The sequence below is a fragment of the Methylococcus sp. ANG genome (assembly GCF_040730495.1).
Lineage (GTDB): Bacteria > Pseudomonadota > Gammaproteobacteria > Methylococcales > Methylococcaceae > Methylococcus.
Map to the genome: position 1 here is coordinate 260,381 of NZ_CP160399.1, position 26,340 is coordinate 286,720.

21 protein-coding genes are annotated in these 26,340 nt (G+C 64.5%); 19 read left to right on the plus strand and 2 right to left on the minus strand.

The window, feature by feature from the left end; all coding sequences use genetic code 11:
• The first annotated feature begins 5 nt into the window (after nt 1-5).
• The gene (gene carB, locus ABZN20_RS01195) at nt 6-3,224 is read left to right on the plus strand and encodes a carbamoyl-phosphate synthase large subunit (RefSeq protein WP_367026521.1); all 3,219 of its coding nucleotides are present in this window, start codon (nt 6-8) and stop codon (nt 3,222-3,224) included.
• Nucleotides 3,225-3,248: 24 nt separating this feature from the next.
• Nucleotides 3,249-3,725 carry a transcription elongation factor GreA gene (gene greA / locus ABZN20_RS01200; RefSeq protein ID WP_218806333.1) on the plus strand — a complete coding sequence of 159 codons (477 nt, stop codon included), beginning with the start codon at nt 3,249-3,251 and terminating at the stop codon, nt 3,723-3,725.
• On the opposite strand, the gene yhbY is transcribed toward greA, so the two are convergent.
• Nucleotides 3,722-4,003 carry a ribosome assembly RNA-binding protein YhbY gene (yhbY, locus tag ABZN20_RS01205; protein WP_367026522.1) on the minus strand — a complete coding sequence of 94 codons (282 nt, stop codon included), beginning with the start codon at nt 4,001-4,003 and terminating at the stop codon, nt 3,722-3,724. The two genes, greA and yhbY, sit on opposite strands and share 4 nt — an antisense overlap.
• A 57-nt stretch (nt 4,004-4,060) precedes the next feature.
• Here yhbY and rlmE point away from each other — a divergent pair, with 57 nt between their 5' ends.
• From rlmE to ABZN20_RS01270, 13 genes are all read left to right on the plus strand, one after another.
• The gene (gene rlmE / locus ABZN20_RS01210) at nt 4,061-4,693 is read left to right on the plus strand and encodes a 23S rRNA (uridine(2552)-2'-O)-methyltransferase RlmE (protein WP_367026523.1); all 633 of its coding nucleotides are present in this window, start codon (nt 4,061-4,063) and stop codon (nt 4,691-4,693) included.
• A 198-nt stretch (nt 4,694-4,891) separates the two neighbouring features.
• Nucleotides 4,892-6,799, plus strand: a complete 1,908-nt coding sequence (gene ftsH / locus ABZN20_RS01215; protein WP_367027596.1) for an ATP-dependent zinc metalloprotease FtsH — start codon at nt 4,892-4,894, stop codon at nt 6,797-6,799.
• 114 nt (nt 6,800-6,913) lie between these two features.
• Complete coding sequence (glmM, locus tag ABZN20_RS01220; protein WP_367026524.1) at nt 6,914-8,257, plus strand: phosphoglucosamine mutase; 1,344 nt, start codon at nt 6,914-6,916, stop codon at nt 8,255-8,257.
• Between the two features lie 206 nt (nt 8,258-8,463).
• Complete coding sequence (locus tag ABZN20_RS01225; protein ID WP_367026525.1) at nt 8,464-10,041, plus strand: SrfA family protein; 1,578 nt, start codon at nt 8,464-8,466, stop codon at nt 10,039-10,041.
• 21 nt (nt 10,042-10,062) lie between these two features.
• Complete coding sequence (locus ABZN20_RS01230) at nt 10,063-13,053, plus strand: virulence factor SrfB (protein ID WP_367026526.1); 2,991 nt, start codon at nt 10,063-10,065, stop codon at nt 13,051-13,053.
• A gap of 10 nt (nt 13,054-13,063) precedes the next feature.
• Entirely contained in the window at nt 13,064-15,733 is a 2,670-nt protein-coding gene (locus ABZN20_RS01235) for a putative virulence factor (RefSeq protein WP_367026527.1), read from the plus strand.
• 11 nt (nt 15,734-15,744) lie between these two features.
• Nucleotides 15,745-16,851 (plus strand): hypothetical protein, encoded by a 1,107-nt coding sequence (locus tag ABZN20_RS01240; RefSeq protein ID WP_367026528.1) that lies wholly within the window; start codon nt 15,745-15,747, stop codon nt 16,849-16,851.
• The gene (locus tag ABZN20_RS01245) at nt 16,848-18,809 is read left to right on the plus strand and encodes a vWA domain-containing protein (RefSeq protein WP_367026529.1); all 1,962 of its coding nucleotides are present in this window, start codon (nt 16,848-16,850) and stop codon (nt 18,807-18,809) included. The genes ABZN20_RS01240 and ABZN20_RS01245 overlap by 4 nt, the downstream gene beginning before the upstream one ends.
• A complete protein-coding gene (locus tag ABZN20_RS01250) occupies nt 18,809-19,522 on the plus strand; it encodes an ABC transporter ATP-binding protein (protein ID WP_367027597.1) in 714 nt (237 codons plus the stop codon). Before ABZN20_RS01245 ends, ABZN20_RS01250 begins: the two co-directional genes overlap by 1 nt.
• Complete coding sequence (locus tag ABZN20_RS01255; RefSeq protein WP_367026530.1) at nt 19,515-20,741, plus strand: ABC transporter permease; 1,227 nt, start codon at nt 19,515-19,517, stop codon at nt 20,739-20,741. Before ABZN20_RS01250 ends, ABZN20_RS01255 begins: the two co-directional genes overlap by 8 nt.
• A gap of 61 nt (nt 20,742-20,802) precedes the next feature.
• Nucleotides 20,803-21,036 (plus strand): type II toxin-antitoxin system Phd/YefM family antitoxin, encoded by a 234-nt coding sequence (locus ABZN20_RS01260; RefSeq protein WP_367026531.1) that lies wholly within the window; start codon nt 20,803-20,805, stop codon nt 21,034-21,036.
• Complete coding sequence (locus ABZN20_RS01265) at nt 21,021-21,422, plus strand: type II toxin-antitoxin system VapC family toxin (RefSeq protein ID WP_367026532.1); 402 nt, start codon at nt 21,021-21,023, stop codon at nt 21,420-21,422. The genes ABZN20_RS01260 and ABZN20_RS01265 overlap by 16 nt, the downstream gene beginning before the upstream one ends.
• Before the next feature lie 218 nt (nt 21,423-21,640).
• The gene (locus ABZN20_RS01270) at nt 21,641-22,099 is read left to right on the plus strand and encodes a YSC84-related protein (protein ID WP_367026533.1); all 459 of its coding nucleotides are present in this window, start codon (nt 21,641-21,643) and stop codon (nt 22,097-22,099) included.
• Between the two features lie 31 nt (nt 22,100-22,130).
• Here the strand turns inward: ABZN20_RS01270 and ABZN20_RS01275 are convergent, their stop codons facing one another.
• Nucleotides 22,131-23,393 (minus strand): dicarboxylate/amino acid:cation symporter, encoded by a 1,263-nt coding sequence (locus tag ABZN20_RS01275; RefSeq protein ID WP_367026534.1) that lies wholly within the window; start codon nt 23,391-23,393, stop codon nt 22,131-22,133.
• 276 nt (nt 23,394-23,669) lie between these two features.
• Between ABZN20_RS01275 and gvpA the strand changes: the two genes are divergently transcribed.
• The 4 genes from gvpA to ABZN20_RS01295 all read left to right on the plus strand — a co-directional run bounded on the left by gvpA (nt 23,670) and on the right by ABZN20_RS01295 (nt 26,263).
• Nucleotides 23,670-23,888 carry a gas vesicle structural protein GvpA gene (gene gvpA / locus ABZN20_RS01280; protein ID WP_218806347.1) on the plus strand — a complete coding sequence of 73 codons (219 nt, stop codon included), beginning with the start codon at nt 23,670-23,672 and terminating at the stop codon, nt 23,886-23,888.
• Nucleotides 23,889-23,983: 95 nt separating this feature from the next.
• Nucleotides 23,984-24,265, plus strand: a complete 282-nt coding sequence (locus ABZN20_RS01285; protein ID WP_367026535.1) for a hypothetical protein — start codon at nt 23,984-23,986, stop codon at nt 24,263-24,265.
• A 581-nt stretch (nt 24,266-24,846) separates the two neighbouring features.
• Nucleotides 24,847-25,914 carry a gas vesicle protein GvpN gene (gene gvpN / locus ABZN20_RS01290; protein WP_367026536.1) on the plus strand — a complete coding sequence of 356 codons (1,068 nt, stop codon included), beginning with the start codon at nt 24,847-24,849 and terminating at the stop codon, nt 25,912-25,914.
• A gap of 31 nt (nt 25,915-25,945) precedes the next feature.
• The gene (locus tag ABZN20_RS01295; RefSeq protein ID WP_218806350.1) at nt 25,946-26,263 is read left to right on the plus strand and encodes a hypothetical protein; all 318 of its coding nucleotides are present in this window, start codon (nt 25,946-25,948) and stop codon (nt 26,261-26,263) included.
• Nucleotides 26,264-26,340: the final 77 nt, after the last annotated feature.

The following is a 26,340-nucleotide window of genomic DNA, read 5'->3' on the forward strand; positions in this document are numbered from 1 at the left end:
CGTTCATGCCAAAACGTACCGATATCAAATCGATTCTGCTGTTGGGCGCAGGGCCCATCGTCATCGGCCAGGCCTGCGAGTTCGACTACTCCGGCGCGCAGGCCTGCAAGGCGCTGCGGGAGGAGGGCTATCGGGTCATCCTGGTCAATTCGAATCCGGCCACGATCATGACGGACCCGGAGATGGCCGATGCGACCTATATCGAACCGATCGACTGGCAGACCGTCGCCCGTATCATCGAAAAGGAACGGCCGGACGCGCTGCTGCCGACCATGGGCGGCCAGACTGCACTCAACTGCGCGCTGGACCTCGACCGCGAAGGCGTGCTGGAGCGCTTCGGCGTTGAGATGATCGGCGCCACACGCGAAGCCATCTCTAAGGCCGAGGACCGCGACCAGTTCCGCAAGGCCATGGTCAAGATCGGCCTGTCGGTGCCCAAGTCCGATGTCGCCCACAGCCTGGAGGAGGCGCTGGCCGTGCTGGACACGGTAGGCTATCCCGCCATCATCCGGCCCTCGTTCACCCTGGGCGGGTCCGGCGGCGGCATCGCCTACAACCGCGAGGAGTTCGTCGAAATCTGCGAGCGCGGCCTGGAACTCTCGCCCACCCACGAGCTGCTGATCGAGGAGTCGGTGCTCGGCTGGAAAGAATATGAAATGGAGGTGGTGCGCGACCGAGCGGACAACTGCATCATCGTCTGCTCGATCGAGAACTTCGATCCCATGGGCGTCCACACCGGCGACTCGATCACGGTCGCGCCGGCGCAGACGCTGACCGACAAGGAATACCAGATCATGCGCGACGCCTCCATCGCGGTGCTGCGCGAGATCGGGGTGGATACCGGCGGATCCAACGTGCAGTTCGCGGTCAACCCGAGGGACGGCCGCCTGATCGTGATCGAGATGAATCCCAGGGTGTCGCGCTCGTCGGCGCTGGCTTCCAAGGCCACAGGCTTCCCCATCGCCAAGGTCGCCGCCAAACTGGCGGTCGGCTATACCCTGGACGAGCTGCGCAACGAGATCACCGGGGGCGCCATGCCGGCATCGTTCGAGCCGACCATCGATTACGTGGTGACCAAGGTTCCCCGTTTCACCTTCGAGAAGTTCCCGCAGGCGGACGACCGCCTCACCACCCAGATGAAATCGGTGGGCGAAGCCATGGCGATCGGCCGGACCTTCCAGGAGTCGCTGCAGAAAGCTCTGCGCAGCCTGGAGATCGGGGTGGACGGGCTGGTCGGCAGACTCGCCGTGGACAGCGAGGACCGGGTCGAGCGCCTGCAGCGCGAGCTCGGTCATCCGGGCTGCGACCGCCTGTTCTATGTCGCCGACGCCTTCCGGCTGGGCTGGAGCCTGGACGAGATCCACGAGCTGAGTGCCATCGACCCCTGGTTTCTGGCCCAGATCGAGGACATCATTCTCGAAGAGTCCGCGCTGGCCCGGCGTACGCTCGCTTCGCTGACCGCCGATGAACTGCTGGCCTTGAAACGCAAGGGATTCTCCGATTCGCGGCTGGCTCGTCTGCTGGACCGCAGCGAGGCGGAAGTGCGGGCGGTGCGGCACCGTTTCGGCATCCGACCCGTGTACAAGCGGATCGACTCCTGTGCGGCCGAATTCGCCACCGTCACCGCCTATCTCTACTCGACCTACGAGGAAGAGTGCGAGGCCGCGCCGACGGAACGCGAGAAGATCGTCGTGCTCGGCGGCGGCCCCAACCGGATCGGCCAGGGCATCGAGTTCGACTATTGCTGCGTGCACGCGGCCATGGCGCTGCGCGAGGATGGTTTCGAGACCATCATAATCAACTGCAACCCGGAGACGGTATCCACCGACTTCGATACTTCCGACCGCCTGTATTTCGAGCCCCTCACGCTGGAGGACGTGCTCGAGGTGGTGCAGTTGGAGAAGCCGAAGGGCGTGATCGTGCAATACGGCGGCCAGACGCCGCTGAAGCTGGCCCGTGCGCTGGAGGCGGCAGGCGTGCCGATCATCGGCACCTCGCCCGACTCCATCGACCTGGCCGAGGATCGCGAGCGCTTCCAGAAGCTGATCGACCGGCTCAACCTGAAACAGCCGCCCAACCGCACGGCGCGCTCCCTGGAAGAGGCCCTGCGCGGCGCCCAGGAAATCGGCTATCCGCTGGTCGTGCGCCCGTCCTACGTGCTGGGCGGCCGGGCGATGGAAATCGTGTTCAACGACGACGACCTCAAGCGCTACATGCTCGAAGCAGTCAGCGTTTCCAACGAGTCCCCCGTGCTGCTCGACCGCTTCCTGTCCGACGCCATCGAGATGGACGTGGACGCCGTCGCCGACGGCCGGCGCGTGATGATCGGCGGCTTGATGCAGCACATCGAGCAGGCGGGAGTGCATTCGGGCGATTCCGCCTGTTCGATTCCGCCGTACGACCTGCGGGCGGAGATCCAGGACAGGGTCAGGGAGCAGGTCCGTCTGCTGGCGGAGGCGTTGGGCGTGGTCGGCTTGATGAACACCCAGTTCGCCATCCAGGGCGACGAGATCTTCGTGCTGGAAGTGAATCCGCGCGCGTCCCGCACCGTTCCTTTCGTATCGAAGGCGACCGGCTATCCGCTGGCCAAGGTCGCGGCGCGCTGCATGGTTGGCCGCAGCCTCGACCAGCAGGGCGTGATCGAGGAGCGCATCCCGCCGTATTTCTCGGTCAAGGAAGCGGTATTCCCCTTCATCAAGTTCCCCGGCGTCGATCCGCTGCTCGGGCCGGAGATGAAGTCGACCGGCGAGGTGATGGGCGTCGGCAACAGCTTCGGCGAGGCCTACGCCAAGGCGCAGCGGGCTGCCAGCGTCCGGCTGGCTTACGAAGGGGCGACGCTGATCAGCATCCGCGACGCGGACAAGCCCAAGATCGTTCCGATCGCGCAGGCGCTGGTCGCCAAGGGATTTCGCCTGGTGGCCACGCGGGGCACGGCGAAGGTGCTGCAGGAAGCCGGCGTCCCCTGCGAAAAGGTGAACAAGGTGTACGAAGGGCGGCCGCACATCGTCGACATGATCAAGAACGGCCAGATTCAGCTTATCATCAACACGACCGAGGGCAAGAAAGCCATCGCCGATTCGTTCACCATTCGACGGCAGGCTTTGCAGCATCAGGTGACCTACACCACGACGATTTCCGGCGCCCATGCCATCTGCTGTGCGCTCGACGAACTCGGCTCGGTGGACGTCAACCGGCTGCAGGATTTGCACGGCGCTCTATCCTGAATCGGAGAATAGGAAGGAACAGCGATGAACAAGACTCCCATGACCACGCGCGGTGCCGAAAAGCTGCGCGAAGAACTCAATCATCTGAAGTCGGTGGCGCGGCCCCGAGTGATCGAGGCGATCGCCGAGGCGCGCGCCCATGGCGACCTGAAGGAGAACGCCGAGTATCAGGCGGCGCGGGAACAGCAGGGATTCATCGAGGGACGGATCAAGGAGATCGAGAGCAAGCTCGCCAATGCCCAGATCATCGACGTTACGCGCCTCAATCCCGGCGGCAAGATCGTTTTCGGGGCGACCGCCGAGATCGAAGACCTGGTTTCCGGTGAAGTGGTGACGTATCAGATCGTCGGGGAGGACGAGGCCGAGATCAAGGAAGGCCGGATCTCGGTGACTTCGCCGATCGCCCGCGCCCTCATCGGCAAACAGGAAGGCGACGTGGCGACGGTGCAGGCGCCAGGCGGTACCCGCGAATACGAAATCGTATCGGTCAAATACATCTAGGCTTTCTTGCCCCGCTCAGGCGACTTCCGGAAGAGCGTGATCACGTGGCCGAGGGATTGGACCAGCTCGGCACCCGATTCCCCGCAGATCAGCGCCGTCATCTCCGCCCTGGTTTCACGGTCCCCGGCATTGACCCGAACCTTGATCAATTCGTGATGTTCCAGTGCCAGGTCGATTTCGCCGAGCACGCCCGGCGTGATGCCGGCCTGGCCGGTGATCACGACCGGCTTCAGTTTGTGGGCCTTGGCGCGCAACTGGCGTCTGAGTTCGGGGGTCATACGTTTACACTATCGAAGAGAAAGCCGTACATTCTAGCGTGATTGAAGAAATTTCTCATGGCAAAGCGTAGCCGAAGCAGCGGCCGCTGGCTGGCGGAGCACTTCTCCGACGAGTACGTGCGTCTGGCGCAGGAAAAAGGCTACCGCTCACGAGCCGTCTTCAAGCTGATCGAGCTGGACGAGCGCGACCGTTTGTTCGAGCCCGGCGCCACGGTGATCGACCTCGGTGCGGCTCCGGGGGGCTGGTCGCAATATGCGGCGCAGCGGGTGGGCCCCAAGGGCAAGGTCCTCGCCCTGGATATCCTGCCGATGGAGCCTTTGCCCGGCGTCACCGTGGTGCAGGGGGATTTCCTCGACGACGCGGTGTTCCAGGGGGTGCTGGAAGCCATCGGCGGGCGCTCGGCGAATGTGGTATTGTCGGACATAGCACCCAATATGAGCGGGAACCGCAACGTCGACCAGCCGCGCAGCATGTACCTGGCGGAGCTGGCCTTCGATCTCGCGGAAAGGGTCCTGGCCCCGAATGGACGCTTCGCCGTGAAGCTGTTTCAGGGTGAAGGATTCCAGGAATACGTCGCGCTGGCCAGAAAGGCGTTCGCGTCCGTCGTCATGAGGAAGCCGAAGGCCTCCCGTGCCCGGAGCGCGGAAATCTATCTCGTCGGCAAGGGGTACCGTGGCGGAGACCGATGATGGGGCATGTCCGGGAACGATTTTGGCCGTCCATGTGTCATATTTATGTCATGTTGCGTCGACGATTTTGCCGTGCCGCGGGGAATTTCGTGGCGGTCGCGAGCATGTATGGATAATATTGCCGTCATCGGTCTGACATAAATAATAAAAGCCGCTCTCCATCCCAATCCGACTACGGAGATTCGAGTCGTGAACGATATGTTAAAGAACATTCTTCTTTGGGTGGTCATCGCCGTCGTGCTGATGTCCGTCTTCAACAACTTCGGGTCCCGTAAATCGGTCGATTCCAGCATGTCCTATTCGCAGTTCATTGCGGCCGTGAATGAAGGGCAGGTCAAATCGGTGATCATCGACGGACAGAACGTGCGCGGCATGCTGGGAACGGGCGAGAAATTCTCGACCTACAACCCGGAAGACCCGCACCTGGTCGACGACCTGCTCAAGAACCACGTGGAGATCAAGGCGCAGCCGCCGGAGTCGCAGTCGCTCCTGATGCAGATATTCATCTCCTGGTTCCCGATGCTGCTGCTGGTGGCCGTATGGATATTCTTCATGCGCCAGATGCAGGGCGGCGCCGGCGGCCGGGGAGCGATGTCCTTCGGCAAGAGCAAGGCGCGGCTGATCGAGGAAGACCAGGTCAAGGTGACCTTCGCCGACGTCGCCGGTGCCGACGAGGCCAAGGAAGACGTCTCCGAAATGGTCGATTTTCTCAAGGACCCGAGTAAGTTCCAGAAACTGGGCGGCAAGATTCCCCGCGGCGCGCTCATGGTCGGGCCGCCGGGCACCGGTAAGACCCTGCTGGCCCGCGCCATTGCCGGCGAAGCCAGGGTACCGTTCTTCTCGATCTCGGGCTCGGATTTCGTGGAAATGTTCGTCGGCGTGGGCGCCTCGCGCGTGCGCGACATGTTCGAACAGGCGAAGAAACATGCCCCGTGCATCATCTTCATCGACGAAATCGATGCCGTCGGCCGCCACCGCGGCGCCGGCCTCGGCGGCGGTCATGACGAACGCGAGCAGACCCTGAACCAGTTGCTGGTCGAGATGGACGGTTTCGAAGGCACCGAAGGCATCATCGTGATCGCCGCGACCAACCGTCCTGACGTGCTCGACCCCGCGCTGCTGCGGCCGGGCCGGTTCGACCGTCAGGTGGTGGTCGGTCTGCCGGACGTCCGCGGGCGCGAGCAGATCCTCAAGGTCCACATGAAGCGGGTGCCGCTGGCCGACGACGTGGAAGCCAAGTATCTGGCGCGCGGCACGCCCGGTTTCTCCGGCGCCGATCTGGCCAACCTGGTCAACGAGGCCGCCCTGTTCGCGGCCCGCAAGAACAAGCGGGTCGTGGAAATGGAGGATTTCGAGAAGGCCAAGGACAAGATCCTCATGGGCGTCGAGCGCAAGTCGATGGTCATGAGCGACGAGGAAAAGAAGCTCACGGCTTATCACGAAGCCGGCCATGCCATCGTCGGCCTGTCGGTGCCGGAGCATGACCCCGTCTACAAGGTCAGCATCATGCCGCGCGGCCGCGCCCTCGGCATCACGATGTTCCTGCCGGAGCGCGACACCTACAGCGCCAGCAAGCAGAAACTGGAGAGCCAGATTTCCAGCCTGTTCGGCGGGCGGCTGGCCGAGGAGATCGTGTTCGGCCGCGAGCGCGTGACCACCGGCGCCCAGAACGATATCGAGCGCGCGACCAGCCTGGCGCGGAACATGGTGACGCGGTGGGGACTGTCGGAGCGGCTGGGGCCTCTGGCCTACAGCGAGGAGGAGGGCGAAGTCTTCCTCGGCCGGTCCGTGACCAAGCACAAGAGCGTTTCGGAAGAAACGGCGCATCTGATCGACGAGGAAATCCGCTCGATCATCGACCGCAACTACGAGCGCTCCGAGCGTATCCTCCGGGAAAACATGGATAAGATGCACCTCATGGCCGAAGCGCTGATCAAGTATGAAACCATAGATCGTCTGCAGATTGCCGACATCATGGAAGGGAAGCCGCCGCGGGCTCCCCAGAGCTGGGAGGACACCACGCCTCCCGGCAGCGGCGAGTCGGCATCGAAAGGAGGCGATCAGCCGGTATCGGGTTCCTTCGGCAAGCCGGCGGAGCAGACTTAAGAAGCTTTCGGGCGGCACAGGCCTTCGAACCCCTGGCGGACTCCAGCCCGCCAGGGGTTTTCTGTTGTCTGCGAGTTCGCTATTTTTTTAGACGGCAGATATGAGGAGTAAGCAGTGAAGAAAGAATATTTCGGGACCGACGGCATTCGCGGCAAGGTAGGCGAATACCCGATCACGCCGGACTTCATGCTCAAGCTCGGCTGGGCGGCGGGTTGCGTCTTCGCGCGCGAGAAGCCGGGCCAGCGTGTCTTGATCGGCAAGGACACGAGGATTTCCGGATACATGTTCGAGTCGGCACTCGAGGCCGGGTTTTCCGCCGCCGGCGTGGACACGCAACTGCTGGGTCCGATGCCGACCCCGGCGGTCGCTTATCTCACCCGGACGTTCCGTGCCCAGGCGGGCGTCGTCATCAGCGCTTCGCACAATCCCTACTACGACAACGGCATCAAGTTTTTCGGGCCGGACGGCATGAAGCTGCCAGACGAAGTCGAGCTGGAGATCGAAGACCATCTGCGCAGGCCGATGACCACCGTGGAGTGTTCACGCATCGGCAAGGCGACGCGCATCAGGGACGCGGCGGGGCGCTACATCGAGTTCTGCAAGAGCACGATCCCCCTGGGCATCAATTTTTCGGGAATGAGGATCGTGGTGGACTGCGCGCACGGGTCGACCTACCACGTCGCCCCCGACGTGTTTTCGGAACTGAGGGCCACGGTGAGCACCATCGGGGCCGCGCCGGACGGGCTCAACATCAACGACCGCGTCGGCGCCACCGATCCTGAAAACCTTCGCCGGACGGTGCTCAAGGAAAAAGCCGATCTGGGCATCGCGCTGGACGGCGACGGCGACCGGCTGATGATGGTCGACCACGAGGGACAGGTCGTCGACGGCGACGAACTGCTTTTCGTCATCGCCAATGCCCGGAGCGCCAGCGGCGAACTGGCCGGTTCGGTGGTGGGAACCCTGATGAGCAATCTGGGCCTGGAGCAGGCCATACGGCGCCTGGGGCTGGAGTTCAGGCGGGCCGCGGTCGGCGACCGCTACGTCATGGAAATGATGCTCGAGCACGGCAGCATTCTGGGCGGCGAAAGTTCGGGCCACATCATATGCCGCGATCGCACGACCACTGGAGACGGCATCGTCTCCGCCCTGCAGATCCTGGCGGAGATCGTCCGTAGCGGGAAAACCCTGCACGAACTGAAGCAGGGCATGAGGAAATATCCGCAGCGGCTGGTCAATGTGCGGCTGGAGGAACGGGTCAGCCTGGATTCGGCACCGCTGGTTCAGAAGGTGAAGGCCGAAGTGGAGTCGGAGCTTGGCGACTCCGGCCGCGTATTGCTGCGCCCGTCCGGGACGGAGCCGTTGATCCGGGTGATGGTCGAAGGAGCGGACGAGGGCAAAGTCCACGAACTCGCGGACCGGCTGGCCGGAGCCGTAGCGCGGGCGTTTTCCGCCTGAGTCGTCCTCCGGCGCGGGCCCCGTCCGGCTCACGCCATGGAGGCGGCAATGAACACCTCCCGCGTCATGCATTCGGACGGCTCCCCGTTCTCGATCAGCATCTTTGCTACAATCGGGCCGTACGGGCAGGGGCGGAATCCGGCTGCCGGCCGTGTTTGCGATCCGTCCGACCTTCCCCCAGTTTCGACGATTCCAAGGAGTTCCCTATGGCTGGCGTCCTGCTTCGATCCGGCAGCCTGAAGCACTTTTTGCCCCTGGGTGCGACCGGCAATCCGGTCTACCGGGCGGCTTCGCAATTGCGGGCCGCGATTCGGCGGCAACTCGGCCAGGAGGCGGCGGATCACTTCGCCGTACCGGTTCAGGACGAGAAAGGGGACACCATAGACTGGTATTCGGCCTTCGATGGAGACGTGGTGCCCTGGACTTCGGCGACGCCGGAGGAGCGCGGTCCGGCGAGAGCCAGCCTCTTGGCCGCGCGAGAGCGCCTGCTCGAAAAGAGCCGGGCGCTGCAGGCGTCGGAGGACAGCGAGCAGCAGGTTTTCGGCAAGCTGCTGGCGCTGGCGACGCGTATTCCGGGAGAGGATCACGTGTATCTCGTCGGGGGCCGGCCGGTCATGACATTCTGGGGCTTCGGAGGGCGTGACGAGCCGCCGGAGCGCGACGTGCTGGCCAGCCTCGATGTCGGCGGCATCTCGGTGTCGCCGGCGCGGTTCGAGGCGGGGCCGGGCATGGCTCCCCCGGCGCCGGAGCGCCGGCGCTGGTGGCGCTGGCTGTGGCTCTTGCTGCCGCTGCTGCTGCTGGGATTTCTCCTGTTCGGCTTGAGGAGCTGCGGGCCGGACGGCCTCGCTGGGCTCATGCGGCAGGAGCCCACGCCGTCTCCGGTGCCGCTCGCCCAGAACCGTGACGCTGTTCCCGAAGCATCTCCCTCCGCCCGGCCCGGGGAGGCGGTCCGGGAGCAAATACGCCGTGGCGATGCCGCCTTCGGTGAGCGGAGCGATCAGAGCGAGCGCCATGATCGCGAGGATATGAGCGTAAGCCGTACGGTCGACGGTTCCCGTACCGTCGGGGATACCACTCGTGCGGCACGGAGCCCGGAGGGGGCGGCCGACATCGAAAACCGGGACACCTCGGCCGCGATGCCGCCCGCAAGCGCGGCCACCGACGAAGAAAGCACATCCGCCCCGGAGGCCGAATCGGCCGATGCCGACATGGCGGGGACCGAATCGTCTGACGGCAACGCGGCGAAATCCGATTCCGGCGCCGACGGACAAACCGCCGATGCCAGTCCGTCCGAAGGGAGCGGAACACCCGCCGACGAAAAATCTGCCGCAAGCACCGACCAGCCAGCGGAGAGTCCGTCCGGGCAAGGCGCTTCGGGGACCGGAAGCGGCGTAACGGCTTCCGGCGCTCCGCTGACGATTCCCAAAGAGGCCGCCAGGCAGGGTTCGACGGATTTCCTGAACGGCCAGTGGCATTCCGTCACCGGCCTGCAGGACAGCTCCGGCAATCCGGTCCAGCTCGAATACGACTTCAAGGGCACGGAAGGCATGGCCCGGCTGAAGCGTTCGGTCGGCGGCAAGGAGATGGAATGCACTGCGCCGGTGACTTCGAGCTTCAGCGGCTCCAAGCTGGTGATCGACCAGGCCGGCGACATCCGCTGTCCCGACGGCAGCAGCATCCAGCGCTCGAAGGTGGAGTGCGCCACCGACCCGCAAGGCCATGCGGTGTGCAAGGGCAAGAATCCGGACGGCTCCGATTACAATGTCCGGATCACCAAGAAATAGCGGATCGAGCGGGGAAGCCGAATGCTGAGCGAATTGGTGGAGTTCGCCGAAAACGCCACGCTGATCATGCGCAGCGGGGTCCAGTTCATGGATTTCGGGCTGACGCTGGATCTGCGCCGGGAGCCGCCCGGCGAATTTGCCCTGCAGAGCGGCCAGCGCTCGCTGGCGCGGCTGGAGTGGGACGAGCGGCGTGAGCGCCACGTCCATCCGGGCGATCCGGTGCTGGTGGTCAAACCCAAATTCAGCGTCGGCGTCGACGAGTCCATCAAGCTGCTGGACGGCTGCTGGCTGCCGCTGCCCATGCTGCGCGCCGGTCCCCAGCGCCGCTTCGATCAGGGACCGACGACCTGGGCCCGTGGCCGGATCGTCAAGCTCGGCGAAGGCGAGGACCTGCGCGGCCACACCCACCGCCTGACGCTGGCCTTCGACACCCAGGTGCTGGAGGCGCGCGAGGCCACGGCCTATCTGGCGCCGACCCGCGCCGACGTGCAGACCGGCGCCAGTTTCCAACTCGCCCACCGTGCGCACGAAATGGGCTGGTATCCGGAGCTGTCCTGGGTCGACGAATGGCTGGCGGAGGTGTTCCGCGACGAGGCGGCGGCTAGGCTGAAACTGCCGGCTGAGGATGTCGACAGCGAGATCGACCAGCTCAGCCATCACGCCCATTACCTCAATTTCCTGCACCTGATCGGTACCCGGGCCGGCATTCCGGAAGTCCGGGTGCGCAGCAACGCGCCGGACGACATCTACGCGCCTATCCCGGTCGATCTGGTGCTCGATGTCGGCAATTCCCGGACCTGCGGCATCCTGGTCGAGGAGCACCCGCAGCAGCACGACGGCCTCAAGAACCGCTACGAACTCACCATCCGCGATCTGTCCGAGCCGCACAAGGTCTACCACGAACCCTTCGAGAGCCGGGTGGAATTCGCCCAGGCCCTGCTGGGGAAGGAGCACTTGGCCTGCAAGAGCGGACGCAACGACGCTTTCGTCTGGCCGACCATCGCCCGGGTCGGGCGCGAGGCGGCGCGGCTGGCCAACCATCGCCGCGGCACCGAAGGCTCGACCGGGCTCTCCAGCCCCAAGCGCTACCTCTGGGACGAAGACCGCTACGAGCCCGGCTGGCGCTTCAACGTCGCCTACAGCCGCGAGGAGATCGAACCCCACGCCACCGGCGCGCCGTTCAGCAACCTGATCAACGAGCGCGGCGAGGCCCTGCACGAGCTGCCGGAGGCCGAGCGCATGCCGGTGTTCGTGCCCAAGTATTCCCGCAGCTCCTTGATGTGCTTCTTCCTGGCCGAAATCCTCATCCATGCGCTCGGCCAGATCAACAGCCCGGCCCAGCGGATCAAGCAGGGCGATCCGGAGAAGCCCCGGCATCTGCGCTCCATCATCATCACCGTGCCGCCCTCCATGCCCAAGCCGGAGCGGCAGATCTTCGCTTCGCGCTTGCGCCAGGCCATGGTCTTGGTATGGAAGGCACTGGGCTGGCAGCCGGAGGACGACGGCATCGACGCGGTGGACGCGGCCGGCAACCCCACCGCCTGGCCGCGCTTCCCGACGGTCCACACCGAATGGGACGAGGCCACCTGCGCCCAGGCGGTGTTCCTCTTCAGCGGCATCCACGAGCATTTCGGCGGACGGCCCGAGGATTTCTTCCGTTCTCTCCGGCGGGCCGGTTCGGACCGCGGGACCTTAGCGATCACGTTGGCCTCGATCGACATTGGTGGCGGCACCACGGACCTGGTGGTGGCCGACTACCGGCTCGACCATGGCCAGGGCGCCAACGTCTACATCCTGCCGGAGCAGCGCTTCCGCGACGGTTTCAAGGTGGCGGGCGACGATCTGCTGCTGGAGACGGTGCAGAAGATGATCGTGCCGGCGATCGAAGCGGCGCTGCTCGACTACGGTGTGGCCGATCCCGCGCCCTTGTTGTCCCAGCTCGTCGGCGCCGAGACCCTGTCGGTACAGGACCGCACCTCGCGTCAGCGGCTGGCCCTGGAGGTGTTCTATCCGCTGGGGCTGAAGCTGTTGCATGCCTACGAGCGCTTCGATCCGACCCTGCCGGCGGAATCCCGCAGCTTCAGGATCGGCGAACTGCTGGCCGGGGAGGATCGCCCCTCCGAGCACGTGGTGCGGCATTTCGCGCTGGGGGTGAGGCGGTCGGCCGGCGCCAGAACTGAGGATTTCGATTTGCTCGAAGTGGCGATTCCCTTCGACCTGCACCGCCTGCACCGGCTGTTCCTGGAAGACCAGTTCGAGATCTGCAAGACCATCCGGGCGCTGTGCGAGATCGTCCACCTGTACCACTGCGACGTGCTGCTGCTGAGCGGGCGGCCTTCCTGCATGCCAGGCATCCTGGCCCTGTTCCGCCGGCTGCTGCCGCTGCCGCCCGAGCGGGTCGTGCCGCTGGCGGGGTTCCGCGCCGGGGTCTGGTATCCCTTCCACCGCGACGGCCGGATCGGCGACCCCAAGACCACCGCGGTGGTCGGGGCGATGATCTGCAAAGTCGGCGGCGCCCGCCGCATCCCCAATTTCAACTTCCTGGCCCATGCCTACAAGGTGTACTCGACCGTCCGCCACCTGGGGCTGATCGACCAGAACCTCGTGCTGCGCGACGCAGACGTGTACTACCGCGACATCAACCTGGATGACGAAAACTACGAGCTGCCGGACCGCCCGTTCGAGATGCGCGCCCGGATGATTTTAGGCTTCCGCCAACTCGCCTCCGAGCGCTGGCCGGCGACGCCGCTTTATGTGCTGGACCTGAGCGACCGTGCCAAGCAGCTCCTCGCCAGCGCCGACCGCACCGCGCCCGCCGTGATCCAGATCGCCCTCAAGCTGGACCGCAAGAAAGGCGCAGGGCCCGAGAGCTTCAGCGTGGCCTCCGCCGTCACCAGCCAGGGCACCGCCCTCAACCCGGCGCGCGACATCGTGCTCAAACTCAACACCCTGACGACGGTCGGCATCGGCGAGAGCAGCTATTGGCTGGATACGGGCAGCATCATCCGTTGAGGGCATTCGAATGACGAACTGGGACGACAAGTCACTGACCGAGCGTTGCGACGCGATCTTCCGTGGCGCCGGGGAGGCGCTGGATTGGGTGGCGGAGGTGCGCAACAACGCCCAGCGGCTGGACCGCGAGGGGGACGGCCTGATCGAGAAGCTCCGGCGTTCGCGCAATCTGTGCCGGCGCCTGGGGGCCGCGGCCAAGCGTCCGTTTTCCGCCGGGGTTTTCGGCATGTCGCAGGCCGGCAAGTCGTATCTGATTTCCACGCTGGCGCGTTCCGCCGAGGGCGATCTGCAGACACTGCTGGACGGCAAGCGCGTCGATTTCATCGGCCATCTGAATCCGCCCGGCGGCGGCAAGGAGGCGACGGGGCTGGTGACGCGCTTCACCCGCAAGCCGGGGGGTGCACCGCAAGGATTCCCGGTCGAGCTGACCCTGTTCTCGGAAGGCGACATCGCCAAGATCCTGGGCAACAGCTTCTTCAACGACTTCGACCGGGAGCGGGTGAGCTTCGACACCGATCCGGAAAAGCTCCGCGCCCTGCTGGGACGGCTGGAACCCTTGGCCCAGCCCGAACCGACCGGGGGCCTGAGCAGCGACGAGGTCATCGACCTCATCGACTATTTCGAGCGCCGCTTCGAGAAATCCTTCGCGCCCCTGCGCGCCGACTACTGGCCCAAGGTGATCGAACTCGCGCCGCGGCTGCGGACCGAACACCGGGCGGAATTGCTTTCGGTGCTGTGGGGCGAAATTCCCGACCTGACCCGCGCCTACCGCCTGCTGGCCGAGGCCCTGGCGCGGATGTCGCACGCCGGCACGGTGTTCGTGCCGCTGGCCGCGTTGGTGTCCGAGACCGGGAGCGAACTGGCCTGGCGGGCGGACAGCATCCTCAACGTGGACGTGCTGGACAAGCTGGGCAAGGATGGCGGCGAAAGCTTGAAGGTCTTGCCCCAGCGCGAGGACCAAACTCTGGCCGAGGCGGCGGTATCGCGCCCGGTGCTGGCGGCGTTGACGGCGGAGCTGCGCTTCGTGCTGGCCGACGCCCCGGCCATCGGCCTGCTGGAGGAGGTCGACCTGCTGGACTTCCCCGGCTACCGCGGCCGGCTGGATATCGCCGACCTGGAGGAGGTGCGCAAGCAGCTCAAGCGCGAGGACGCCGACCCGGTGGCGCAGCTCATGCTGCGGGCCAAGGTCGCCTATCTGTTCGAGCGCTATACCGAGGATCAGGAGATGAACGTGCTCCTGATGTGCACCCGCTGCGACAGCCAGATCGAGGTCACCTCGCTGGCGCCGGCCCTGTCGGCCTGGGTCCACGGCACCCAGGGCGAGACGCCGGCCGACCGCGGCGCGCGTCCGCCGGGGCTGGTCTGGGTGGTCACCCAGCTCGACCGCCGGCTGGAGGCCAAGCCGGGCCAGACCGCCGTACAGCAGCGGCAGGAGTGGGCCAACATGGTCCACATCACTCTGCTGGAGCGCTTCGCCCAGTGCGACTGGCTGAACGATTGGACCGATGGCAAGCCGTTCGACAACGTGTTCCTGGTGCGCAAGCCCGGCATGCTGCGCAGTGCATTCAAGGTCGATGCGGAAGGCATGGAAACCGATTTTCTGTCCGAGGACGAACGACAGAGGCTGGCGGGACAGCGTGACTATTTCCTGAACAACGAAGCGGTGCAGCGCCATGTCCGCGATGCCGGCGCGGCCTGGGACGCGGTGCTGAGCGTCAACGACGGCGGCATGACCCGGCTGGCCGAGTACCTGCGCACCGTCTGCCTGCTCGATGCAAAGTGGAGCCGGATCGGGGAGCAGGTCGTGAAGATCCAGCAGGAAATCGGCGAACACCGGCTGCTGCCGTATTTCCAGGCCGAAGGCGCGGGCGAGGTCGAAAAGAAGAAGCGCTGCGCCGAGCAGCTCTACCAGGCCGTGGTCGAGTCCCCGGACGGCTTCGGCGAGCTGCTCTACCGCCTGCATCCCGCCGCCGAGCAGTTGCGGCGGCTGTATCTCGCCGCGGACGCTACCGGCCAAGAAGGCGAAGCCGATGCCGCCAAGCCGGCGCCGGCACGCCGCGGCCTCATCAACCTGCCGGTAGCGAAAGCCGCCGAAGCGGCGCCGGTGCCGGAACGCAGCGGCCGCGCCGAGAATTTCGCCAAGGCCGCGGTCTCGGCCTGGATCCGCCAGCTCCGGGCCTTGCCGGAGCAGGCAGATTTGCTGCGCTATTTGGGGCTGGGCGAGGGGGCGGCGCGTATCGTCAGCGACGAGCTGGTCACCGGCACCGACCGCCACAAGCTGGAAAGGAAGCTGGTGGAGGCCTTGCGTCCGCTGGAAGAGATGCGCGGCACCACCCGCATCGGCATCGTCGACCAGCAGGTGATGGCAGTGCGGCGGGTCATCGGTGATTTCGTCGACTTGCTGGGATGGGCCGATACGCCCGTTGTTGCCCGGCCCGAATCGCCGCTGGGCGGGCGCAGGCTGTTCGAGCCGCCGGCGCCCATTACCGCCGCGGCGCTTCCGCAGCTCGGGGCGGAGGAGCTGAATTACCCCGCGGCCTTCATCGTCGACTGGCTGGAAGCCTTCCGCAGACTGGCGATGGACAACGCCGGCCACAGCGCCGGCCGCGAGATCACGCCGGAGCAGAATCTGCGGCTGGGCGAAATCCTGGCGACGCTGGGTATCGTGGCCGGACACTGAGGGAGGCGGCGATGGCGATCAAGTGCGAATTGGTCAACGACCCGGTCATGGGTCCCGGCCACGGGCTGATCCGGATCGGCGGGCTGGAGCAGACGGGTGGCAGGCTCGAATTCTGTCTGGAGCGCAACCAGGGCTCGGCGCCTTTTCTGGGGCGGGATGGAGGCTGGCAGGCGCAGGAATGTTGGCATGAGGTGGACGCGGGGCCGGCCGGTATCGGCGAAGGGAGGGATATCGAAGCCGCACCCGCCCAAGCCCCCCCAATCCCCCACGAAATCCCGGTCGGCCCCGAAATCGTCGACCTTATCGTCAGCCAGCCCCACAGCGTGGTGTTCCGCCTGACACTGTCGGTGGACGGCGCCCGCTACCCTTGCGTTCTGCGGATTCAGCGGCCTTTGCTCGGCTCCGGCGCTTATTTCGAGGCCAAACCGGCTCCCTTGCCCCAAGCGGAACCCGAACCGGTTCCGGAGCCTGAGCTGGTTCCCGAACCCGAGCCCATGCCTGAGCCGGAGCCGCCGCCCGAGCCGGTTCCGCTGCCTGTTCCTCGTTCGTCGCGCCGCCTCTGGTACGGATTCGCCCTGCTGCTGGTGCTAGCCGGCGCGGGCGCTTGGGCCTGGTGGGATTGCCGGATCCCCGCGCTGCCGGGTCCGCGGTGCCAAGCCGCGGGGCCGAAACCGGAGCAGAAGGCCGAAGTTCAGCCTATTTCACCGCCCCGGCATTGCACGGGCTTAAGCGCCGAGGATTGCCTCGCCGCCGCGGAAAAGAGCCTGGCTGCGCGCCAGCCGGATGCCGCCCGCCAGTTGTTCCAGGAGGCAGCCGAGCTGGGCGCGCCCAAGGCCTATATCCAACTGGCGCGGATGTACGATCCGGACACCTGGTCCGCCGAAACCAGCCCCGCGGCGAACGCCGACTGGGAAACCGCGGCCTACTGGTACGACGAGGCGGCCCGCACCGGAGACAAGGATGGCAGGCTCGCGGCGGGGCGACTGTACTGCCGCAACACCCGGGACCCGGCCTTCCTGTCCCACGCCCTGGAACTGCTGAGGAAGTTCGTTTTGGAAGCGCCGGGCGATGCGGCCGCCGAGGCACTGTTGAAGGAATGCGAGGAGAAGGCGAAATGAAACTGCGCTTGAGGGTATTCGGCTTGGTCGCCGTTCTGTTCATGGCGCCGGTTTTCGCCGCCGAGCCCCTGCTGATGCCCGGCAAGAAGACCCTCTACCAGCGCGTCCTGACCCGCCCCGGCGCCCGCATCGTGCCCAATCCGGGGAAGACCGACGGCAAGCCCGCGGCGGCGCTGTCGCGCTACTACGTCTACGAGCGGGAAACCCTGGACGGCAAGGAATGGCTGCAAGTCGGCGGCAATGCCCGTGGCAAGATCGACGGTTGGCTGGATGCCGCCCAGAGCGTGCCGTGGAACCAGCAACTGACGCTGGCGTTCACCAACCCGGCGAACCGTTCCAGGGCGCTATTGTTCGAGAAGAAGGATGGCGTGCTGGAGGTGCTCAAGGCGGCCGATCCCGGCGCCGCGGCCGCGTCCATCCTGAAGACGGTGGAATCCGGCAAACCCGATCCTCGGCTGATTTCGGTGGAGCCCCAGGAATACGTCGATCCGGCCAGGAAATTCTACCTGTTGCCCATCCTGCAGGCGGAGGAGCTGACCTCGCCCCGCAACGTGCGGGTACTGGAGGTCGCCTCGGTCACCGCCAAGTCCGGCGAGACTTCACCGGCGGAAGCCCAGCGCAAGGCCCAGGACGCGCCTTCGGTGCTGCGCAGCTTCAGCGCCGCGGTGGTGTTCGTGATCGATTCGACCATCTCCATGGGGCCGTACATCGACCGTACCCGCGACGCCGTGCGCCGGGTCTACGCCAGGATCGAGAAAGCCGGGCTGGCCGACCAGGTCCGCTTCGGGCTGGTCGCCTTCCGGTCCAGCACCCAGGCGGTGCCGGGGCTGGAATACGTCTCCAAGGTGTTCGCCGATCCCAGCGAAGTGAAGACCGGCAAGGATTTTCTCGCCAAGATCGCGAGCCTCAGCCCGGCCAAGGTGTCGAGCTCGGCCTTCGACGAGGACGCCTACGCCGGCGTGATGACCGCTTTGCAAAAGATCAAATGGAGCGAATTCGGCGGACGCTACGTGGTCCTCATCACCGATGCCGGGGCCATCGACGGCAACGACCCGCTGTCCCAGACCAAGTTGGGTGCGGAGCAGGTCCGCATCGAAGCCGAGCAGCTCGGTGTGGCTCTGTTCGGACTGCACCTGAAGACGCCCGCCGGCAAGGCCGACCATGCCAAGGCTGCCGGCCAGTACAAGGCCCTGACCCAGAACCAAGTCGCCGGCCGGCCGCTGTATTACGATGTCGAATCCGGCGACGTGGGCAGGTTCGGGAAGATCGTCGATTCGCTGGCCGACACCATGGCCAAGCTGGTGGAAGGGGCTTCGCAAGGCCAGATGGTGGCCGGTAGCGCGCGCACCGCGGCGAGCGCCAAACCGAAGGACGAGAGCGAACGGATCACCAGCGACGCCCTGCTGCTGGGGCATGCCATGCAGCTCGCCTATCTCGGCCGGGAGAAGGGTACGCAGGCGCCCAATCTGTTCCAGGCTTGGCTGTGCGACCGCGACTACGCCCACCCCGAGCTGGCCGCCACCGAAGTGCGGGTGCTGCTGACCAAGAACGAACTGAGCAATCTCAGCCAGACCGTCAAGCTCATCCTCGACCAGGGCGAGAAGTCGCAGGAGACCACCGGCACCGCCGCCTTCTTCGACCTGCTGCGGTCCTCGGCGGCGCATCTGGTGCGCGATCCCGCCAAGCTGGCCGACCCCAAGGCCCGCAAACTGGCCGAACTCGGCCTGCTCGGCGAATACCTGGAAGGCTTGCCCTACAAGAGCGCGGTGATGAACCTGACTTCCGACCAATGGGAGCAGTGGAGCCAGCGCCAGCAGGAGGACTTCCTCGACGGGCTGCGCCGCAAGCTGCGGCACTACCAGATATACCACGACGATGCCGACCGCTGGGTGATGCTGGACGGCTCGAACGACCCCAGCGAAGCGGTCTACCCGGTGCCGATCGGCGCCTTGCCGTGATGCCGTTGCTGGAGCTCGCGGGCGTCGAGCGGCGCCGGGGCGAAGGCGAGGGAGCTTTCACGCTGGCGGTCGAGGGTTTGTCCCTACGCGAAGGTGAATGCCTGGCCGTCACCGGCCCCAGCGGCTCCGGCAAGAGCACCCTGCTCGACCTGCTCGGGCTGGTGCTGCGCCCGGATCGGGCGGATGCGTTCCGGTTTCTCGACCAAGACGTGGCCGCGCTGTGGCGTTCCGGCGGAGACGGCGGACTCGCCGCCCTGCGTTCCAGGCACCTCGGTTATGTGTTGCAGACCGGCGGCCTGCTGCCTTTCCTTGACTTGCGGGAAAACGTGGAGCTGTCTCGCCGCCTGTTGGGGCTGAAACCGGACGCGCTGACCGGCGAGCTGCTGGCCCGCCTGGGACTGACTCGTCTCAAAGCCAAGAAGCCCCGCGCCCTTTCGGTGGGGGAACGCCAGCGGGCCGCCATCGCCCGCGCCTTCGCCCACCGGCCCGCCCTGGTGCTGGCCGACGAACCCACCGCCGCGCTCGATCCGCCCCAGGCGCTGGAAGTCTGCCGGCTGATGCTGGAATTGGCGGCGGAATTCGGCATCGCCCTCGTGATCGTTTCCCACGACTGGGCGCTGGTGCGCCGGCTGGGACTGGCCGAAATCCGGGTGTTGCCGGAACCCGGCCCCGACGGTTGCCGCAGCCGCCTGGAGCGGGTAGCCGATGCGTGATGCCGTGTGCCAACTGCGTAGCGTCGCCGGGCTCGCCGGCCGAGACCTGCTCCACGAATGGCGGGTAACGCTCTGCCTGGCGCTGGCGATCGCCGCCGTGCTGGCGCCCCTGCTGGTGCTGTTCGGCCTGAAGTCCGGCATCGTCGACACGCTGACGGCGCGGCTGAAATCCGATCCGCGCAACCTCGAGATCGTCTGGCGGCTGAACGGTTCGTTGGACCGCGATTGGCTGGCACGGCTCCGTTCGGATCCGCAAGTCGGCTTCGCGGTGCCCAGCACCCGAACCCTGGCCGCTACCCTGGACCTCGCCGCAGCCGATGGGAAAGGCCTGCAGGACGTCGACCTGATTCCCACGGACAAGGGCGATCCGCTGTTCGGCGCCGCGGATGCGGTTCCGGAAGGGATGGGCGAACTGGCCCTGACCCATGAGGCGGCCGGCAGACTCGGCGTCTCGGCCGGGATGAGGGTGGAAGGCGTCGTCTACCGCAATCTCCACCAGCAGCGGCAGGTGCTGAGGCTGCCGCTGCGCGTGAGCGCCGTGCTGGCCGAATCCCATTATTCCGGCTGGGGTGCGTTCGTGGCGCTCCCCCTGCTGGAAGCCCTGGAACGTTACCGTGACGGTTACGCCGTGCCCGAGCTGGGCGTTGCCGACGGCACGTCTTACACCTCCGGCTCGTCCCGCTATGCCCGGCTCCGGCTCTATGCGCGTAGTCTGGAAGCCGTGCCGGTGCTGGCCGAGTCGCTGCGCGGGCAAGGCTACGACGTCTCCACCCGCAGCAAGGACATCGAACTGGTCAGGAACGTCGACCATGCTCTGAGCTTCCTGTTCCGTCTGATCGCCGGCGTCGGCATCGCCGGCTGCGTGCTGTCACTGGGCGCCAGCCTCTGGGCCAACGTCGAGCGCAAGCGGCGCGAACTGGCCCTTCTGCGCTTGGTCGGCATCCGCAATGCCTTGCTCGCCGGCTTCCCCGCCTTCCAGGCCGCAGGCGTCGCCGCCGTTGGGATCGCGCTGTCGTTCTCCGCCTATTTCGCCGCGGCGGAGGCGATCAACCGGACCTTCCAGGCAGACCTTGCCAGGGAAGAATTCGTGTGCCGCCTGCTGCTGCGCGATGGGGCGATAGCGGCGCTGTTGACGGAAGCGCTCGCCGTCATCGCCTCGCTGATCGGCGTGGCGGACGTGCTCCGTATCGAGCCGGCGGAGAGTTTGCGGGAAGTTTAGGTGCCTTGACGCATATCCTTGTTATGATCATAGTAATGACTATAGTCGTATCCGGGGCTCGATGATGAAGGTCGTATCCAAGAGTGTCTTGAAGGCGCACATGCTCGAATTTTTTCGGGATATCGAAGCCAGCGGCGAGGAACTGGTCGTTACCAGCAACGGCCAGCCGGTGCTGAAAGTCGTTCCCTATCATCGGGAAATGACGGTGGACGAAGCTTTTGCCGACGTGCGGGGTAAGATCGCCTATCACGGTGATTTACTGGCGCCCACGACTGAAGAATGGGGAATCACCTGATGGTCGTTCTCGATACCCACGTGCTGGTATGGTGGACGCTGGATCCGGCCAAGCTTTCCGCAATCGCCAAGCGGCATTGCGACGCCATCGCCTCAGCCGGTGCGGCTATCAGTTCCATCTCCCTGTGGGAGGTCGGCATCAAGGTCAAACGTGGCCAGCTCGATCTCGGCATAGACTTCGCCGATTATGTCCGCCGGCTCCAGCTCGTGAAGGGCTTGAAGATCGTTCCGGTTGACGCGGACCATTGGATGGCGAATCTCGAACTGCAGTGGGAGCATCGCGATCCGGCCGACCGGACGATCGTCGCCACGGCGAAGCTGTTCGATTTGCCTTTGCTCAGTAAGGACGAAATTGTGCGGGCGTTCTATGCCAAGGCAATTTGGTAGATTTAGCAGGTATTGACCGGGGCACGCTCGGATTAAACTGATGCCGCAGGTTTTGTCTGACTACATTTTTAACAACTCCAGCGAAGGAAAGACTCCAGATGACTAGAACCCCGAAAGCATTTGCGCTGTTCGCCGTTTTCGTTCTCTTCTTGTCCGCTTGCGCGTCGCAGCCCCTGACTCGCGCCGAAAAAGAAGCCCAACGGGCGGAAATCCGCTCGATGGCAAACCAGACCCTGGCGCAGCTCTACCAGAGCTATCCCGAGGCCAGGGCGCGCGTCCGCAAGTCGGCCGGTTACGCGGTATTCAGCGATTTCGGGATGAAAATTCTCTTCGGCGGCGGTTCACACGGCGAAGGCGTCGCCATCAACAATGCGACCCAGAAGGCAACCTTCATGAAGATGTTCGAGCTGTCGCCAGGCCTGGGCTTCGGGGCACAGAAGTTCCGCGTCGTGTTCCTGTTCGACACGCGGGAAGCCTTCGACACGTTCGTGAATTCCGGCTGGGAGTTCGGCGGGAACACCGAAGCCGCCTTGCAGACCACCACCCAGGGGGCGGGCGGACGGTTGGGTGTGTCGGTGTCGCCGGGCGTGACGATGTACCAGATCAGCGAAGCCGGCGCCATCGTCGGCATCAGTGTCGCCGGCGCCAAGTACTACAAGGACGACGATCTGAACTAGCCCAAACCGGGAAGGGAAGAGGCGGGAAGCCTCACTTCAGCGCCTTTTCCCACCGGCTCACCACCGCCGCGGCCACGCTGTTGCCGAACACGTTGGTCGCGCTGCGTCCCATGTCCAGTACCTGATCGATCCCCAGCAACAGGAGCAGACCTTCCGCCGGCAGGTCGAACATGTCCAGGGTGGCGGCGATGACGATCAGGGACGCCCTCGGCACCCCGGCAATCCCCTTGCTGGTAAACAGCAGCACCAGCAGCATCAGCAATTGATCCGCCGGCGCCATCGCAACGCCGTAGGCCTGGGCGATGAACAGCACGGCGAACGTCATGTACATCATGCTGCCGTCCAGGTTGAAGGAATAGCCCAGCGGCAGCACGAAGCCGCAGATGCGCTCGGGGCAGCCGAAACGTTCCAGTTGCTGCAGCAGCTTGGGATAGGCCGCTTCGCTGGTGGCCGTGGCGAAGGCGATCAACGCCGGTTCACGGACATGCCGCAGCAGGCTGGCGATCCGCCGGCCCAGCAGCACAAAGCCGACGCCGCCGAGCACCGTCCACAGCACGGCCAGGCCGAGGTAAAACTCGCCGATGAAGATGCCGTAGGAGCCCAGTACGCCGAAACCGTTCTTGGCGACCATCGAGGCCATGGCGGCGAACACCGCGACCGGCGCGAAGTGCATCACGTAGCCGGTGACCTTCAACATCACATGGCCGAGGGAATCCAGCAGCCGCACCGTGGGCTGGGCCAGCTCGCCGAGGTGGGCGCAGGCGATGCCGAAGAAAATCGAGAACACCACGATCTGCAGTATCTCGTTCTGCGCCATCGCTTCGAAAAGGCTCCTGGGGACGACGTGGGCGACGAACGAGGCCAGCGTGGGCTCGTGCTTCTGCAAGCCCGTGTCGGCGCCGGCCGCCGGCAGCTCCAGGTGCAGCGCCTCGCCCGGCGCGAGCAGATTCACCAGGGCCATGCCGATCACGAGGCTCACCAGCGAGGCCGAGAAGAACCACAGGATCGCCTTGCCGCCCACCCGCCCCACGGCGCGGCCTTCCCCCATCTTCGCCATGCCGGCCACGAGGGTGGCGAACACCAACGGCGCGATGATCATCTTGATCAGCCGCATGAAAACGTCCGTCATCGCGCCGAACACGTTCGTAATGCCGGTCAGCGCCTCGCCTTTGCCGATGGCGAGATTCAGGACCTCCCCGGCGATGACGCCGAGAACGATCGCGGCAAGTACGAAGAGCGTCTGATGGTTTGCACGCGAAGCGTGAATCGGAGGATTTGAACGTGAGGTGTTCATGGTTGCGTTTCGGGTTCCTGGTGGTGTCTTCAAAGCATTGGCTGTCAGTGGTGCCCAGCCGAATTCGGGTTATATGGAATTGCGTTCCTCCACTCCTATGGATTCCGATTCCAACAACCACAGGGCTTCCGTTTCAGCTCGGTTACAGCGGACGCTTAAACAAAGACTTGGATTGAAATCCGCTATTGGCACGATGGTTGCTCTCTCTACAATGACCCTGTCGCGACACCGGTCATCAACCGCAACGTTCAGTAACCCCATTTAGGAGGAATCTCCATGGCTAAGATCCAGAAATCTACTGACTCTTCGAGCCTGGCCGAAGTTGTTGACCGCATCCTGGATAAAGGGATCGTCGTCGACGTCTGGGCCAAGGTCTCGCTGGTCGGCATCGAACTGCTGTCCGTAGAGGCACGCGTGGTCGTTGCCTCTGTCGAAACCTACCTGAAGTATGCCGAGGCCATTGGCCTTACCGCCAGTGCTGCTGCGCCGGCCTGATGTTCTCAGCGCGCTGAGATGAGACGGGGAGGCTTGCCTGCGTCTTCACCGGCTCGGGCAAGTCGTCCTTCTTCAACGTTGAGAGGGGAATGATTATGGGACGTTTGACGAGTGATATGGCTCGGCTTCGCGGTGAAATCACTGCGATGCGCGAAGGACGCCATGCCCTGCAGCGGGACTTGAGAGACGCCGTGGCGACTTTGAAGCAGGATGTCGCCAAGACACAGGCCGCTTTTCACCGGGCCCATGCAGACATGGCGAAAGCCTCGCGCAAGACGAGGGAGACGTACGTCAGGGATATTTCTCACCAAGTCAAGGACTTATTACGCTTGGTGTCCGACGATATGAAAGGCGCGCGCCAAGCTTGGCGCGGTTGACCGAAGCTGCTCCAGAAAATCGCCAAGGATGGCAGATCTTGAAACGCCGATTGGGGCGTTGGGTGCCTTTTTGGAGTTCTTTTAGGATCGCCGGCTGGGCCGAATGGGGCGTCCAGTCCGGCGTCTGCCCACCAACTCTTGCCTAGACAGCGAGGTCATCGTGATGGCCGGCGACAACGTTGAAGAGCTTACATGTGCATTTTGCAAAGGCCGAGGAGTAGACCCCTACGGGGTGCCGTCGGAGTATTCGGCCTGTTGTGTGTGTGGGGGGAGAGGGAAGGTGTGGGTTACGGTGCCCCATATCGTATGCGCTCATTGTGTGGGGAGCGGTTCGATAAAAACCTTTACCTGTACAGCCTGCGGGGGGAAGGGCGCCGTTCCAGCCTGGCCGGGTACGGCCACCGTATGCGGAACCTGTCACGGTACCGGAGATGATGTGTCAAATGCCGGACTGGCGTGCCTGAATTGCCGCGGCAGCGGTTTTATCTCCGCTGGAGTACAGCCGTTTTTGGCTACCGCCGGCCTAAAGAAGCCGAAAGAAATCAAGATGGCCATGAAATCACCGCGAGGAAAAGTCCGTCATGAATATGCTGGTTGAAGAACTGCCGATCCCTGCCGTTGCCGAGGAAGTACTCGAGCTGTCCGCGGATAACGAAAATGTCCTGATCGAAGCGAGCGAGGAGTTTGTCAATACACCCTATGTGCAGGCGTTGACCGAACGCGCATTGACATATTTGTCCGTCGGCTATGCCGTGCACTTCGCCGGCCCGGCTGGTACTGGAAAGACCACGCTGGCTTTGCATGTCGCCGCACAACTTGCACGTCCGGTGATGCTGCTTCATGGCGACGACGAATTTACCGGCTCGGATCTGGTGGGACGAGGTTCCGGATATCGTAAATCCCGCGTCGTGGACAACTACATTCATTCCGTGCTCAAGACCGAAGAGCAGATGACCACGTTCTGGATGGACAACCGGCTGACCACCGCCTGTGAAGAGGGATACACCCTGATTTACGATGAATTCAACCGGTCCAAGGCCGAAGCGAACAACACTCTCCTCAGCGTTCTGGCCGAAGGCATCCTGAATTTGCCGAATCGGCGTCAACACTCCGGCGGAAGTTATATTCAGGTCCATCCGCAATTCCGCGCCATCTTCACTTCGAATCCGGAAGAGTACGTGGGTGTCCATAGGACGCAAGACGCACTCATGGACCGGATGATCACCATTGACGTGGGTCACCATGATCAAGAAACGGAGATTCAGATCACGCGCGCCAAGTCGGGCATTGCGCTTGAAGACGCTGCCGCGATCGTCGATTTGGTTCGCCAGATCAGAGGGGATAGCGGCCACCGGCCGACGATCCGTGCCTGCATAGCGATCGCACGGGTGCTGATGTATCACAATGCTCGAGCCCGAAACGACGATCCGGTATACCGGTGGGTGTGCAGGGACGTGTTGGGCGTGGATGTTGGCCAGTCTGGCATTGGATCAACAAGTCCGGCGTTCGAAAAGCGCTCGTTTCCGCTACGGAGTCCCGCGGCCATGGAGGAAGGACAGGACATTCCTGAAACAGCGTCGGAAATGGAGGTTGATCGGGCTTCCGGTGGGAGCAGGAAATCGGCGAAGAGTGCGAAGAGGGCAGGCTGAATCCGACGTATTTACCTGCGGGAGATGGTTTATGACAAAACTACGTAGGGGGTTAAGCAATATTCGAACGATATCGGGCCGTGTGCACCAGACATTCACGCCATACCGCGCTTATATGCAGATCAGTTGTCTGGAGATGGAAAAGAGCCGGCGGCTGGAGGAGCGAAGAAACGCCGCAGCCCGGATCGCGGAGATAGATGCGCGCCTGAGCGATATCGAGTCTGAGAAATCCAAGCTGGAATCCGCCCTGGATATGCAGGGGTTGCCGAGACAGCCGGTGGAAAGGAAGGAGACTTCCCACCGAAGAGCCGAGCGGCCACCTGACGCCGGTTTGAGGCTGAAATATTGAAGAAGAGGTCGGTATGTTGAACATCAGAACGGCGTCCCACATCAGACGCAGTCTCCATCTGAAGAGCTTCCGCTCCC